Annotated in this window: 11 protein-coding genes, 1 pseudogene and 1 riboswitch; of the genes and pseudogenes, 3 read left to right on the top strand and 9 right to left on the bottom strand. The window is 70.7% G+C overall.

Annotation, left to right across the window (positions count from 1 at the left end):
* Positions 1-13 precede the first annotated feature (13 nt).
* Entirely contained in the window at positions 14-430 is a 417-nt protein-coding gene (locus RPX00_RS29335; protein ID WP_406643133.1) for a contact-dependent growth inhibition system immunity protein, read from the top strand.
* A 116-nt stretch (positions 431-546) separates the two neighbouring features.
* On the top strand, positions 547-2,160 hold the full coding sequence (locus RPX00_RS29330; RefSeq protein ID WP_406643132.1) for an AMP-binding protein: 1,614 nt from the start codon (positions 547-549) through the stop codon (positions 2,158-2,160).
* Here RPX00_RS29330 and RPX00_RS29325 read toward each other — a convergent pair.
* From RPX00_RS29325 to RPX00_RS29310, 4 genes are all read right to left on the bottom strand, one after another.
* On the bottom strand, positions 2,157-2,567 hold the full coding sequence (locus RPX00_RS29325; protein WP_406643130.1) for an ATP-binding protein: 411 nt from the start codon (positions 2,565-2,567) through the stop codon (positions 2,157-2,159). The genes RPX00_RS29330 and RPX00_RS29325 overlap by 4 nt on opposite strands.
* Positions 2,568-2,569: 2 nt before the next feature.
* Positions 2,570-2,944 carry an STAS domain-containing protein gene (locus RPX00_RS29320; RefSeq protein ID WP_406630189.1) on the bottom strand — a complete coding sequence of 125 codons (375 nt, stop codon included), beginning with the start codon at positions 2,942-2,944 and terminating at the stop codon, positions 2,570-2,572.
* Between the two features lie 598 nt (positions 2,945-3,542).
* Positions 3,543-5,138, bottom strand: a complete 1,596-nt coding sequence (locus tag RPX00_RS29315; protein ID WP_406630187.1) for an FMN-binding glutamate synthase family protein — start codon at positions 5,136-5,138, stop codon at positions 3,543-3,545.
* 41 nt (positions 5,139-5,179) lie between these two features.
* Positions 5,180-5,698, bottom strand: a complete 519-nt coding sequence (locus tag RPX00_RS29310; protein WP_406630185.1) for a DUF6790 family protein — start codon at positions 5,696-5,698, stop codon at positions 5,180-5,182.
* A 59-nt stretch (positions 5,699-5,757) separates the two neighbouring features.
* On the opposite strand from RPX00_RS29310, the gene RPX00_RS29305 reads away from it, so the two are divergent.
* Positions 5,758-6,171 (top strand): MarR family winged helix-turn-helix transcriptional regulator, encoded by a 414-nt coding sequence (locus RPX00_RS29305; RefSeq protein ID WP_406630183.1) that lies wholly within the window; start codon positions 5,758-5,760, stop codon positions 6,169-6,171.
* Between the two features lie 366 nt (positions 6,172-6,537).
* On the opposite strand, the gene metH is transcribed toward RPX00_RS29305, so the two are convergent.
* From metH to RPX00_RS29280, 5 genes and pseudogenes are all read right to left on the bottom strand, one after another.
* Complete coding sequence (gene metH, locus RPX00_RS29300) at positions 6,538-10,143, bottom strand: methionine synthase (protein WP_406630181.1); 3,606 nt, start codon at positions 10,141-10,143, stop codon at positions 6,538-6,540.
* A gap of 17 nt (positions 10,144-10,160) precedes the next feature.
* A riboswitch (S-adenosyl-L-homocysteine riboswitch) is annotated at positions 10,161-10,239 on the bottom strand.
* A gap of 44 nt (positions 10,240-10,283) precedes the next feature.
* Complete coding sequence (locus tag RPX00_RS29295; RefSeq protein ID WP_406630179.1) at positions 10,284-10,886, bottom strand: maleylpyruvate isomerase N-terminal domain-containing protein; 603 nt, start codon at positions 10,884-10,886, stop codon at positions 10,284-10,286.
* 4 nt (positions 10,887-10,890) lie between these two features.
* The gene (locus RPX00_RS29290; protein ID WP_406630177.1) at positions 10,891-12,312 is read right to left on the bottom strand and encodes a carboxylesterase/lipase family protein; all 1,422 of its coding nucleotides are present in this window, start codon (positions 12,310-12,312) and stop codon (positions 10,891-10,893) included.
* Between the two features lie 152 nt (positions 12,313-12,464).
* Positions 12,465-13,274: pseudogene (locus tag RPX00_RS29285) on the bottom strand (lysylphosphatidylglycerol synthase domain-containing protein); the annotation flags it as partial.
* On the bottom strand, positions 13,274-14,284 hold the full coding sequence (locus RPX00_RS29280; protein WP_406630175.1) for a glycosyltransferase family 4 protein: 1,011 nt from the start codon (positions 14,282-14,284) through the stop codon (positions 13,274-13,276). The pseudogene RPX00_RS29285 and the gene RPX00_RS29280, both read right to left, overlap by 1 nt.
* Positions 14,285-14,298: the final 14 nt, after the last annotated feature.

Below are 14,298 nucleotides of genomic sequence, written 5' to 3'. Positions count from 1 at the left end.
GAGGTGACCGCCCCTGGCCCACCGAGCCGACCGCCCCGCCCTGTCGCTGCAGCAGCTCGAAAACTCCGCCCGGGCCGATCCGCCCACCGGCGCGACCCGGCTGATCGAGACCGTGCATCGCTTGCGCCGCAAGCCCATCGCCCTGCTCACCGCCGAGGACGTCCGCCTGCTGCTCGGCCAGCGCGTCGGCGTGCCGTTCCTCGTGCCGCGGGCGCTGGCCATGCTGGAGCAAGACCCGCTCCGGGAAGGCGACCTCTACCCCGGCGATCTCCTCGCGTCGACGCTGCGCGTCCCGCCCTCCCACTGGCAAACCCACCACGACCACCTCGACCGGCTCGAACGCATCCTCTCCACGCTCGACCCCACCGCCGAAAACGTCGACCTCCTCCGCAAGCCGATCGCCTCCTTCCGCGCACAGCTCCGCCCATAACGACTGCGCTCCGTGCCCCCGCGAGCGCCGTCCGATGTTGCGCCTTCCTGACGGTCGCAAAAAGTATTACAGTAGCTGGACGCGTGAATGGCCGTCGTCCGAATTGGGGGCACGTGGTGCAGCTCCAGCCGAGTGCGCATGTCGACACGTTCTGCCGGGACCACCTCCCGCCGTTCGAACAGTGGCCGCGGTTGTGGTTCGACCTGCCCGAACTGCAGTACCCCGACCGGCTCAACGCGGCCACGCGCCTGCTCGACGACACGATCGCGCGCTGGGGAGCCGACCGTCCCGCGCTCCTGTCCCCCACCGAATCCTGGTCCTACCGCGACCTGCTGACCCGCGCGAACCAAATCGCGCACGAACTCACCGCACAGGGCGTCGTACCGGGGAACCGCGTGCTGCTGCGCGGGCCGAACACCCCATGGCTCGCCGCGTGCTGGCTCGGCGTGCTGAAGGCGGGCGCGGTCGCCGTCGCCACCATGCCGATGCTGCGCGCGCACGAGCTGTCGAAGATCGTCGAAGCCAGCACCCCCGTCATCGCCCTCTGCGACCACCGGTACCCGGAGGAACTGCAGTCCTTCGACCTCCCCTTCATCCCCTACGGCGGCGACAGCCCCGACGACCTCGCCGCCCGCTGCGCTACCCGCCCCGAAACGTTCGAGGACGTCGACACCGCCGCGGACGACGTCGCCCTCCTCGCCTTCACCTCGGGCACCACCGGCCGCCCCAAGGCGACCATGCACTTCCACCGCGATCTGCTCGCGATCGCCGACACGTTCTCCCGGCACCTGGTCAAACCCCAGGAAACCGACCTGTTCTGCGGCACTCCGCCGCTCGCGTTCACCTTCGGCCTCGGCGGCCTCCTGGTGTTCCCGCTGCACGCCGGCGCCGCGACGCTGCTCGTCGAGCGCGCCACGCCGACCGAACTGGCCGACCTCGTCGCCGAGCACCGCGTGACAGTCCTGTTCACCGCGCCCACCGCGTACCGGGCGATCCTGGCGTCCGACCGCCGCCCGCTGCTATCCGGCCTGCGCCGCGCGGTGTCGGCGGGCGAGGCGCTGCCCGAGTCCGTCGCGACCGACTTCCACGAGGCCACCGGCCACTGGCTCATCGACGGCATCGGCAGCACCGAAATGCTGCACGTCTTCATCTCCGCCGCCGACGAGGACGCCCGCCCGGGCGCGACCGGCCGCGTCGTACCGGGTTACCGCGCGCAGATCGTCGACGACGAGGGCCGCCCCGTCCCCGACGGCACCCCGGGCCGCCTCGCCGTCCAAGGCCCGACCGGCTGCCGCTACCTGGCCGACGACCGGCAAACCGTCTTCGTCGAGGACGGCTGGAACCTCACCGGCGACACCTACGTCCGCGACTCCGACGGCTACTTCCACTACCGCGCCCGCAGCGACGACATGATCGTCTCGTCCGGCTACAACATCGCCGGCCCCGAGGTGGAAGAGGTGCTGCTGCGCCACCCAGACGTGCTGGAGTGCGCCGTGGTCGCCGCCCCAGACGAGGCTCGCGGCTCGATCGTCGCCGCGTACGTGGTCCTCAACGAGGGCGTCGCCGGTGACGACGCGAAGGTGAAAGAACTCCAGGACTTCGCGAAATCCCTTGCCGCGCCGTACAAATACCCGCGCCGGGTGGAGTTCATCTCGGACCTGCCGCGCAACCCGAGCGGCAAAGTGCAGCGCTACCTGCTCCGCCGCCGCGCCGCCGAACCGGTGAGCTAACCGAGCTGCCAGCTCAACGTGACCACCGTGCCGTCCGCGCTGGTCCGCACGTCCGCGCGGTCAGCCGTCGCCTGCACCAGCAGCAACCCGCGCCCGCGCACGGAAACCGGATCGTCCTCGGCCTCCTTGGGCGGACGCCATTCCCCGTGGTCGGCGATCACGACCTCGACGCTGTCCGGCCGGCACACCGCGTCGAGATCCACCAGCCCGGGTTCCCCCGGATACGCGTGATCGGCGACGTTCGCCAGCGCCTCATACCCGGCGAGCACGATGTCGTGCGCCCGGTCGTCCGGAATGCCCGACTCCAGTGCCCACGCCAGCAGCCGATGCCGCAACGCGCGCAACGCCCCGGGCTCGGCCACGATGCCGTGGCAGCTCAGCGCGCGCGTGTCCTCCTGCACGTCCACGGTCAACCGCCCGCTCCGGCCACCCCGGCCAGCGCCTGGTCGACCGACGGGAAGAGCGAAATCCACTCGTCGAGCCCGGTGGTCGTGAACGGCCGCGAGGTGATCGACGACGTGCTCACCACCCGCAGCGCGCCGGCGTCGAGCTTGCGATGCGCGCCGGCCAGCACCTGCAGCCCGGACGAGCTGAGAAAATCGACCGCCCGCAGATCGACGACCAGCACCCCGGGCTCGCGCTCGAGCACCCCGCCCACGAACTCGCCGAGTTCCGGCGCGGTGACCAGATCGATTTCGCCGCCCACGGTCACGACCGCCGCCGGTCCCCGCCACCGGACGGAAACCTCGAGGTCGCCCACGTCCTGCCCGTCTCCCGAAGCCACGATTGCCGATCGTGCCCGATCAGCGGACGGATCGCCAGTGCACCCCCGGTCGGCCGCACCCCGGCCCCGCCGCTCGGCCGCGCCCCCGCTCCGCCATCAGCCGGTCCGGACCGCACCCGCTCGCGACGACGCCTGCCCGGGACCCGGCATGTCCCACGGCGGACCACACGCCCGGAACGCCGCCGCGCCGCAGCCCTGATCGAGAGCCCACCGCCCACGGCGGACCACACACCCAAAAAGATCCCCTGAAACCCGGCTCCGCGCCCGCACCGGACCACACGTCCAGAACCCCGCTGCCGCCGCAACGCGATCCGGGCCCGCCCCGCCGAAGCGATCGCCCCGCCTTGCCGACGGCTCACTCCGCCCGCAGGCCAACTCGACGCCGCCGCCCTGCCGCGACCCCAATGTGGCGTTGGGTGCATCCCACGCACCCAACGCCGCATCCGGTGCGTCAGATGCGCCCAATGGGTTCTCGGCAGCGCTGCCCGCCAACGCGCACCGGCCGGGCAAGACGGGCCCAGAGGTCCGTGAAGGACTCCTTGAGGGAATCAGATTCCCCCAAGGAGTCCTTCACGGACATCGAGCAAACTGTCCGGACTCAAGCGAACCGGTCCGGATCCGCCGCCGCCCACTCTTTCGCCCACCCGTCAGGCGGTTCCGCCAGCAACTCCCCCGGCTCGAGCCAGTCGAACCACTCCGCATAGGACAGCACCGTCCGCGCATCCACCCGCCGCCGCAGCAAGTCCGGCGTCAACGCTCCTGGTTCCGAAACCCCCATCGCCGCCATGATGCGCATCGCCGAGGCGACCGTCGCCTCCTGGTAGCGCCGCACTCGCTCGGTCTTGTCCGCCACGTCCAGCGCCCGTCCCCGGCGCGGATCCTGCGTCGCGACTCCCACCGGGCACTTATTGGTGTGGCACCGCTGCGCCTGGATGCATCCGACCGCGAACATCATCGCCCGCGCGGCGTTCGTGTAGTCCGCGCCCTGGATCAGCCGCTTCACCACGTCCGCGCCGGTCGCGACTTTTCCGCTCGCTCCGAGCCGGATCCGGTCCCGCAGCCCGGTGCCGACGAGTGCATTGTGGACAGTGTGCAGGCCCTCGGTGAGCGGCGTGCCCAGGTGGTCCGCGAACTCCAGCGGAGCCGCGCCCGTCCCGCCTTCCGCACCGTCGACCACGATGAAGTCCGGCGTCACCCCTTCGGCCAGCATCGCCTTGCACACCGCCAGCACCTGCACCCGCGAACCGACGCACAGCTTGAATCCGGTCGGTTTCCCGCCGGACAGCTCCCGCATCCGCGCGATAAAGAGCACCAGTTCGCGAGGAGTCGAGAAGACCCGGTGATACGGCGGGGAAACCACAGTCTCCCCCATCGGCACTTCGCGTACCCGGGCGATCTCCGCGTTGACCTTCGTGCCCGGCAGCACCCCACCCATTCCGGGCTTAGCACCCTGCGAAAGCTTCAGCGAAACGCATTTCACTGCGTCCTGCGCTGCTTTGTCGGCGAAGGTCGAAGGATCGAAGTCACCCTCCGAAGTCCGGCAACCGAAATAGCCGGTGCCGATTTCCCAGATCAGGTCGCCACCACCGCGCAGGTGGTACTCCGAGAGCCCGCCCTCGCCGGTGTCGTGGGCGAAACCGCCGCGCGCGGCACCTTGGTTCAGCGCGAGGATCGCGTTGCTGGACAAGGAACCGAAGCTCATCGCGGACACATTCAGCAACGCCATGTCATACGGCCGCGTGCAGTCCGGCCCGCCGACCCGGACCCGCGGCGCGGTCTCCGGAACCGGCACGGGCGCAAGCGACGGGACAAGGAATTCGTACCCCTCGGCATACACGTCGCGCTCGGTGCCGAATGGTTCTTCCGCGGCAGTGCCCTTGGCCCGTTGATAGACGATCGACCGGACGTCACGGTCATACGGACGGCCGTCGAAATTGCGTTCCACAAAGTACTGCTGCATCTCCGGCCGGATGCTTTCGAGCAAGAATCGCAGATGTCCGATGACCGGATAGTTCCGCAGGACCGAATGCCGCCGCTGCGTCACGTCGTATCCGCCGGTCGCCGCGAACGCCAGCAACGGCGCCGCCAGGAACCACCACCAGGCTGACGCCGCCACGCTGAGCACCACTGCCCCGGCCGCGAGCACCGCCAGTCCCGCGACCAGTCCGAATCGGACCATACTGAGTCTCGCCACGGCGTCGAAACTAAACCCCGCCGCCAGGCCGCGCAGGCCGGCTAGACCAGCGCCGGCTCCTTGACCGCGGCCAGCCGCTGCGCGCGGCGGGCGAAGACGATCACCATCGCCGGGAACAGCAGGTCGCAGACCAGGACGCCGCCGGTGTTGCCCGGCGCGTGGTCGCCGTTCGCGAACCACTGGTACACGTGGCCGATCAGCGCGCCCCACAGGAACATCCCGGCGCCGAGGCCGATCGTGATGCGCTCCCGCGCGGTAGCCGAGGACGAGGCGGCGCGGAAGCCCATCACCGCGAGCCCGAGGTTGGCGAACGCGATCTCGAACTGGAACGGCGAGCGCGCGAACCCGATCACGTCGGCCATCACGCCCGGCGCGCCGAGGAAGGCGAGGACCATCCACAGGCTGCCGCACCCGAGCGCGGCGACGGCCCACCACCGCTGCCAGATTTCGAGCCGGGCCTGCGGCGAGGGGTTCTTGCGGGTGCGGATCAGCGCACCGACGACCGCGATCAGCGGCCAGACGAGGGGGAACAGGGTCTGAGCGACGTAAGGGATCTCCATGCCGATGAGTCTTGCATAGTTAATATTAACTCGTCAACACTCCTGGTAGGCTCGCTCCCGTGGACGACGGACTTGCCGAAGCGCTGCATCGAGTGGTGTTCCTGTTGGGCGAAGCGGCGCGGAAACGCGCGGACGATTCAGACGGGCTGACCTACAGCCAGCTCCGCCTGCTGGGCACGGTGGAAGACATCGAACCCGCGACACAGCATCAGCTGGCGCAGGCGATGTCGGTGTCCGACCCGGCGATCAGCCGCGCGCTGCGCCCGCTGGAATCGGCCGGGCTCGTGCAGGTGCGCCAAGACCCCGACCACGCCCGACGCCGGCTGGTCACCCTCACCGACGCGGGCCGCACCGCTTTCCACGAGACTGGGAAGCCGCTGCGGGACGAGCTGCGCGAGGCCTTGCTGAAGTCGGGGTTTCCGTACGAGCAGTACTTGCGCGACACCGAACGGCTCGCCGAGTTCCTGTCCTGACGAGACCGCCGCAGAAGTCCGCAAACGGCCGCGGGAATCTGGTTCCCCTGCCAGGGACTTAAGGCGACGCTATCGGTGCGGCTGAGTCCCGCCCGCCCAGGCGAACCCCTTGGCGGGCCGACAGGTGGCGGGCGCGAATCCGGCTGTCCGTGAGGGGCACCTTCACGGAATCTGATTCCCTCAGGGTTCCCCTCACGGACCTTCGGATACGGTCATGCGGGCATCAATCGGGCAATTCGGCGGCCCTGGCGTCCTTTGTGGACGGTCCACAGGCGTGAAGCCACGCCGCTCAAGCCCCGGCACGGGAATCTGATTCCCTCAAGGGGCCCTTCACGGACCTCCGGGCACCGCGCCCCGAAAAGAGGCTCAGTAAGCCAGATTGGGCCGCAGCCACCGCTCCACTTCGGACAGTTCCTCGCCCCGCCGAGCCGCGTAGTCCTCCATCTGGTCGCGGCCCAGCCGGCCGACCGTGAAGTACCGCGAGTCCGGATGCGCGAAGATCAGCCCGCTCACCGCCGCCGCGGGGGTCATCGCGTACGACTCGGTCAGCCCGATCCCCAGCTCCTCCGCGCCCAGCAGCGCGAACAGGTCCTTCTTCTCGCTGTGGTCCGGGCTCGCCGGGTAGCCGAGTGCGGGGCGGATGCCGCGGAAGCGTTCCGCGTGCAGGTCCGCCAGGTCCGGCTGCACGTCCGGCTCGAACCAGCGGCGGCGGGCTTCCAGGTGCAGGAACTCGGCGAACGCCTCGGCCAGCCGGTCGGCCAGTGCCTTCACCATGATCGCCCGGTAGTCGTCGTGTTCGGCCTCGTAGCGCGCGGCCAGGTCCTCCGCGCCGTGGATGGCGACGGCGAACCCGCCGAGGTGGTCGCCGAAACCGGCGGGCGCGATGTAGTCGGCCAGGCACCGGTTCGCGCGGCCGTCCGGCTTCTGCGTCTGCTGGCGCAGCATCGGGAACTTCCAGTCCGAATACTCGCCGTCGAGCAGGATGTCGTCGCCCTCGGAGTGCGCGGGCCAGAACGCGTACGCGCCGCGCGCGGTGAACGAGCCGTTCTCGATGATCTCGTCCAGCAGCTGGTTCGCGTCGTCGAACAGCTCGCGCGCGACCGGCTGGTCGAGGATCGCCGGGTACTTGCCCTTGAGTTCCCAGGCCAGGAACAGGAACTGCCAGTCGATCATCTCCCTCAGTTCGGGAATCGACGGCTCGGCCACGCGCACGCCGGTGAACTCCGGCGTCGGGATCTCGTCGAACGACACCTTCTCGGCGTTCGCCCTGGCCTGTTCGAGCGTCAGCATCGGCGTCGCGTGCCGGTTTTCGTGCTGGACGCGCAGCCGCTGCTGCTCGGCGCGGTTTGCGGTGTCGAGCGCGTCCGCGCGGTCGGTGTCGAGCAGGTCGGACACCACGCCGACCACCCGCGACGCGTCGAGCACGTGCACCGTCGTGTGGTCGTACGCCGGGGCGATCTTCACCGCGGTGTGCTGCTTCGACGTGGTCGCGCCGCCGATCAGCAGCGGCAGCTTCAGCCCGCGCCGCTGCATTTCCTGCGCGACCGACACCATCTCGTCCAGCGACGGCGTGATCAGCCCGGACAGCCCGACGACGTCCGCGTGCTCGGCCACCGCGGTGTCGAGGATCTTCGCCGCGGGCACCATCACGCCGAGGTCGATCACCTCGTAGTTGTTGCAGCCCAGCACGACGCCGACGATGTTCTTGCCGATGTCGTGCACGTCGCCCTTCACCGTGGCGAGCACGACCTTGCCCTGGCCGCGGGAGGTGTCGATGCGGCCCTCGGCCTTCATCTTCTCCTTCTCCGCCTCCATGTACGGCTCGAGATAGGCCACCGACCGCTTCATCACCCGCGCGCTCTTCACGACCTGCGGCAGGAACATCTTCCCGGAGCCGAACAGGTCGCCGACGATCTTCATGCCGTCCATCAGCGGGCCCTCGATGACCTCGAGCGGCCGGTCGAACAGCTGCCGGGCCTCCTCGGTGTCCTCCTCGATGAAGTCCACGATGCCGTGCACCAGCGCGTGCGAGAGCCGCGAGGCCACCGGCGTTTCGCGCCAGGACAGGTCGACGACGCGCTTGGTGCCGCTGCCCTTGACCGTCTCGGCGAACTCGACCAGCCGGTCGGTGGCGTCCGGGCGGCGGTCGAACAGGACGTCCTCGACCAGTTCCAGCAGGTCCTTCGGGATGTCCTCGTACACCGCGAGCTGGCCGGCGTTGACGATGCCCATGTCGAGCCCGGCGCGCACGGCGTGGAACAGGAACGCCGAGTGCATCGCCTCGCGCACGACGTTGTTGCCGCGGAAGGAGAACGACAGGTTCGAGATGCCGCCGGAGGTGTGCGCGCCCGGGCAGCGTTCCTTGATCAGCGGCAGCGCCTCGATGAACGCCTTCGCGTACCCGTTGTGCTCGCTGATGCCGGTGGCGACGGCGAGCACGTTCGGGTCGAAAATGATGTCCTCGCCCGCGAAACCCGCCTCACGGGTGAGCAGATCGTAAGCGCGGGAACAGATTTCGACCTTGCGCTCGACCGTGTCGGCCTGGCCCTTCTCGTCGAAGGCCATCACCACGACGCCGGCGCCGTAGTCGTGGATGCGCCGGGCCTGTTCCAGGAACGGGCCCTCGCCCTCCTTGAGGCTGATCGAGTTGACCACGCCCTTGCCCTGCACGCAGCGCAGCCCGGCCTCCAGCACGCTCCAGCGCGAGCTGTCGATCATCACCGGGATGCGCGCGACCTCGGGCTCGGTGGCGATCAGGTTGAGGAAGGTCGTCATCTCCTGCTCGGATTCGAGCAGGTCGGCGTCGAAGTTGACGTCGAGCAGGTTCGCGCCGCCGCGGACCTGCTCCAGCGCGACGTCCACCGCCGCCTGGTGGTCGCCCGCCTCGATCAGCCTGCGGAACTTCGCCGAACCGGTGACGTTGGTGCGCTCGCCGATCATCACGAACCCGGTGTCCGCGCCGATCTTGAACGGCTCGAGCCCGGAGAACCGGGTGCTCGGCTCGTGCGCGGGCACCGGACGCGGCGGGAGGCCCTTGACCGCCTCGGCGATCTTCGCGATGTGCGCGGGCGAGGTGCCGCAGCAGCCGCCGACGATGTTGACCATCCCGGCCCCGGCGAACTCGCCGAGCATGCCGCCGGTCTCCTCGGGCGTCTGGTCGTAGCCGCCGAACGCGTTGGGCAGGCCCGCGTTCGGGTGGCACGCGGTGTAGGTGTCCGCGAGTTTCGCCAGTTCCTCCACGTGCGGGCGCATTTCGGCGGCGCCGAGCGAACAGTTGACGCCGACGACCATCGGGCGCGCGTGCGCGACCGACGTCCAGAACGCCTCGACGGTCTGGCCGGACAGGGTGCGCCCGGACAGGTCGACGATGGTCACCGAAATCCACAGCGGCAGGTGCGGCGCGACCTCGCGGGCCGCGGTGATGGCGGCCTTGCAGTTCAGGGTGTCGAAGATCGTCTCGATCATCAGCAGGTCGACGCCGCCGTCGGCGAGCGCCTTGATCTGCTCGGCGTACGAGGCTTTGACGTCCTCGTAGGTGACCGCGCGGTACGCCGGGTCTTCGACGCGCGGCGACAGCGACAGCGTGACGTTGAGCGGCCCGATCGACCCGGCGACGAAGCGGTTGTCGAACTCGTTCGCGGCCTGGCGCGCGAGTTCCGCGGCGCGCAGGTTCATCTCGCGCACCCGGTCCTGCAGGCCGTAGTCGGCCTGGCCGATGCTGGTGGCGGTGAACGTGTTGGTGGTGGTGATGTCCGCGCCCGCGGCGAGGTACTGGCGGTGCACGTCGAGCACGACGTCCGGCCGCGTGAGGTTCAGCAGGTCCGGGTCGCCGGTGACGTCCTTCTCGTGCCCTTCGAGCCAGTCCGCCCGGTAGTCCTCGGGAGCGAGCCCGGCGCCCTGCAGCATCGTGCCCCAGGCCCCGTCGAGCACGACGACGCGCTGGTCGAGCAGGTTCCGCAGGTTCTGGGTCATCGCCACCTCCGCATGAGTCCACGGAGGCGCCCTTGGGGATGGTGGTGCCGGCCGAGCGTGGCGGACCACCGGTCCGTTGCAGCGCCTCTCGACCTGGTGGTCAAGACTACCGGATGTGACCATCCCGCGGGCAGCCGTGTTCACTCCTCGGGAATCGAACGGTCCTCGAGCGGGCTGCCTTGCCATTTCCAGCCGGTCCGCCGCGGCCGTCCGGGCAGGTCGATCCGGCCCGCGCACCAGCGCAGCGCTTCCCACGCGTCGGGAATCGGCTCCTGCTCGGGGAAAAGCCGCGCGACGACGCGGGCGCACGTGTCGCGCGGCGGGTCGATCGCGACGCCGAGGCCGCGGGCGATGTCGTCGCCGTGCAGCAGGAGTTCCACGCAGCCCATCGCGGCGAAACCGGCCGGATCGGAGCGTCCGGTCGGGTGGTAGGCGCGTTCGTCCGGCCGGCTGGCCCGGACCGCGGCGGCGAGGAGACGGCCGCCGGTGAGAGCGAATTCGAGCAACTCGGCAGGGGACGCGTCGGCGTCGGCTTTGGCGAGGAAGCGCACGTAACGGTCGGCTGGGCGGCTCACGACCTGCGCGGCGTAGGACAGCAGCGTGTCGCCTAGGTGCTCTGCGGTGTAACGGCAATCCCAGTCCAGATCGCCTGCCGGACGCGTCCAGTCGCCGTCGGTGACGGGCCCGAGAACGGCGGCAACGCAGGCGAGGGCTTCGTCGAGGTCTTCGACACGCACGGTCATGCGGTCAGCGTAGAGAAGCCCAGAAGCCGCAGTGGTGATCTTTCGCGAACCCGGTCAACGGCTGCGCGCCGCCCGGCCGGTACGCCACCGCCTGCCCGGTCGGGCCGCCCCGGACGAACGCCGTCCAGTCGTCCACCATCCGGTCCGCCAGTCGCTGCTGCGCCGGGGTAAAAGCTGTTGGCCGACCGTCAAAATCGAACAGGTACGGCAGTTCCGCGGTGTGCGTGGCCCCGAGCGGGAACGGCGCCCGCAGCGCGGCGGCGGCCGGGGACGTCGGGTCGTTGAACTCGTAGGTCGACACCGACGGCAGCGAACTGCCGAGCCGCGCGGTCGGGCAGGCGAACGCCCAGTCGGTGACAGCCGCCGCGTACGCGAGAGAAGCGTTGCCGCTGAACGCATCCACCGGGTACTCGCGAGCGACGGCGGCGGCGTTCGGGAACACGCTCGCAAGCGCTTGCGGGTAGCTGTGCCGGGTGACTTCGCGGCCAGCCGCCGCCTGTTCGGCGAGGAAGTACGTGAACTCGTCGTGTGTCGTGCCCAGCAGGACCGGCACCGGCGTGGCGGGAACCTTGGCGGGCAGCACGGACCCGCCGGTGACCGGCCCGGGCATCTCGATGCCCGCGATCGAGCCGTACCCCGGGGCGGTCAGCAGTTTCCCGGGCGGCAGTTTCCGCAGGCATGCCGCGGCGGTCCGGCGGTCGGTGCAGCCGCGCGCGGCCGCGTACTCGACGCTCTTGCGTTCGGCGGCGGCCAGCGTCGCCTGCGCCTGGCACGGTCCACTTTGGATGATCGCGGCCCGGAACAGCCCGCGCGAACCGGGGGCGACGAGGTGGTCGCACACCGACATCCCGCCCGCCGACTCCCCCGCGACGGTCACCTGGTTCGGGTCGCCGCCGAAGGATTCGATGTTGTCGCGCACCCACAGCAGCGCCTGCTGCTGGTCGAGGAAGCCGTAGTTCCCCGGCTCCGGGCCGAGCGACGGATCGGCGAGGAAACCGAGCGCGCCGAGCCGGTAGTTGAGCGTGACGACCACCGCGTCGCCGCGCTCGACGAGCCGGGCGGCGCCGTACCGGTCGCCGCCGCCGGTGAGGAACGCGCCGCCGTGCAGCCACACCAGCACCGGCCGCCCGGTGTGCCCGGCCGGCGGCGTCCAGACGTTCAGATAGAGGCAGTCTTCGCTGGTCACAGCTCCGTCGGCGGCCTGCGGACAGCGGGGCCCTGGTTTCGTGGCGTCCCGCTCCCCCGTCCAGGGTTCGACCGGGGCGGGCGGCTGCCAGCGCCGCTCGCCGACCGGAGCGGCCGCGTACGGGATGCCTTGGAAGAGCCGGTGATCGGGAGCGACACTGCCGCGGACGGCGCCGGCGGCGGTGTGCACGACGTCGCCTGCCCGGCTGATCGCCGCGTCCGAAGCCGCACAGGCCGACACGGCCAGAACGGGGACGACGGCCAGCGCCGCGAACCACCGTCGCCGAATCCCCCGAAAAGCCGCCGCCACCGGCCGGACGATACCGGCCGGGCTTGCGGGCCCGGCCGCCGGATCATCCGGCGGAGCACGAGAACCACTCCGCCGGGCAGCGTCGAGACCAGACCGAGCACGCCGTAGCCGACCGCCACCGTCACGCCCTGCTCCGCACCCAGCCCCGCCGCGGCGAAGGAAACCGCCGCGGCGCCCTCGCGCGGACCGAACCCGCCGACGTTCAGCGGCATCCCCATCGCCAGCAGCGCGAGCACCAGAAGCGGCAGCAGAACGCTCAACGGCGCGGTCGCGCCCGCCGCCCGCGCGGCGACCACGAACAGCGTCAGATGCCCCACCACCGTCAGCACGGACCACCCGGTGACGCCGGGCCACGCTTCGAGCACGCCGCTCCGGATGTCGGCGGCCCAGACCTCCCGCAGCCGTCGCCGCAGCACCACCGCCACGACCACCAGCGCCGCAGTCACGATCCCCAGGCAGATGAGCACCTGACGCGGCAGCAGCTCCGGCCGGAAGGCCACGACAGCCAGACCGGCGACCACCACCACGGCCTGCCCGGCGGCACGTTCGAGCACGACCGCCCGCACTCCCCGGCCGACGTCGCCAGACCGTCGGCCGTGTTGCACCGCGCGGTGCACGTCGCCGAGCACGCCAGCGGGCAGGACGCCGTTGAGGAACTGCGCGCCGTAGTAGTCGCCGACAGCCTCACGGAACGGCAGCTGCAAGCCCAGCCGCGCCGCGACCAGCTGCCAGCGCGCGGCACTCGCGAGCGTCGTCACGACCCCGATGACCAGGGCTGTCGCGATCGGCCCCGGCCCCAGCGCACGCAGGCCACCGGCGAACGCACCCGTGCCGAGCCGCCACCACAGCGCGGCGATCAGGGCCGCCCCGGCCAGCAGTCGCAGCCACTTCATCACCGCACCACCTGACCAGCCAAGATCCCGCCTAACCTCGCCGCTGCGGCGGGCCATCCCTCTAGTGTGCGCGCTCGTCCGGCAGCCGCAGCACGCAGCCGTTTCCGCAGGTCCGGGTCGTCGCGCCAGCTTCGAAGCGCTGCCGCCAGCGCTGTAGGGTCGCCGGGCGGGATGAGCATTCCCGGCAGCTCTGGTGCGTAGCCGAGCGCGTCGGGCACGCCGCCGACGTCCGAGGCCAGCACCGGAATCTCGCGCGCGAGCGCTTCGGTGACGACCATGCCGTAGGTCTCCGCGTGCGAGGGCAAAACCAGCAGGTCCGCCCGGTCGTACGCGGCTTCGAGCGCTGGCCCGGACAGCGGGCCGGTGAAGCGGGCTCGCGGATGGCTCAAGCCGTTGGCGTAGGCCGGATTCCGGGTGCGAGAGCCGACGAAATCCACGTTCAGTCCGTCCACTTGGGACAGTGCGCTCAGGAGAATGTCCTGGCCCTTGCGCGGGGTCACCGCGGCGACGCAGATCAGCTGGGACACTCCGTCGGTCCCGGTCGCTCGCGGGGCCGGATCGGTTCCGGGCGGTGCGATGTGGACGGTGCCGAGGCCGTGCCGCTGCTCGACAGCGCGGGCGGCGGCCGGGCTGGTGACGATGACCTGGTGCGCGAGCTGGAGGGCCTTCCGCTCGCGAACGTCGAGGTCAGCCGCCCGGTCTGGGTCCAGTCCGGTCTCGTCGGCCAGCGGCAGGTGCACCAGGACCGCCAGCCCGATCCGGTCCGCGTGCCGGGCGAGGACGTCCGGCACTCCGCAGGCGACCAGGCCGTCGAGCAGCACTTTCTCCCCGTCGGGCACCTCGGCGAGGACCTGGTCCAGCTGGCGCCGGTCGCCGTCCGGCCAGGCCCCGCCGACCGGCCGCAGCGGTATCCGCAGCCGCTCGGCCACCCGGCGGTCGTAGGTGTTGCCGCCGCTGGGCGCGCCGAGGTCGTCGATGTCGCTCGGCACCACGAAACAGGACAGTCGCACGCTGCCTCCTTCCT

It is taken from the genome of Amycolatopsis sp. WGS_07 (assembly GCF_045278895.1).
GTDB lineage: Bacteria > Actinomycetota > Actinomycetes > Mycobacteriales > Pseudonocardiaceae > Amycolatopsis.
The sequence above is the reverse complement of the archived record's forward strand: the minus strand, read 5'-3'. Positions and strand labels throughout refer to the sequence as shown.

What these genes read in the sequence shown, in the direction of transcription:
- RPX00_RS29310 (WP_406630185.1), bottom strand. Translation starts at nt 5,698, where the DNA reads ATGGAGATCCCTTACGTCGCTCAGACCCTGTTCCCCCTCGTCTGGCCG.
- metH (WP_406630181.1), bottom strand. Translation starts at nt 10,143, where the DNA reads ATGACCCAGAACCTGCGGAACCTGCTCGACCAGCGCGTCGTCGTGCTC.
- RPX00_RS29295 (WP_406630179.1), bottom strand. Translation starts at nt 10,886, where the DNA reads ATGACCGTGCGTGTCGAAGACCTCGACGAAGCCCTCGCCTGCGTTGCC.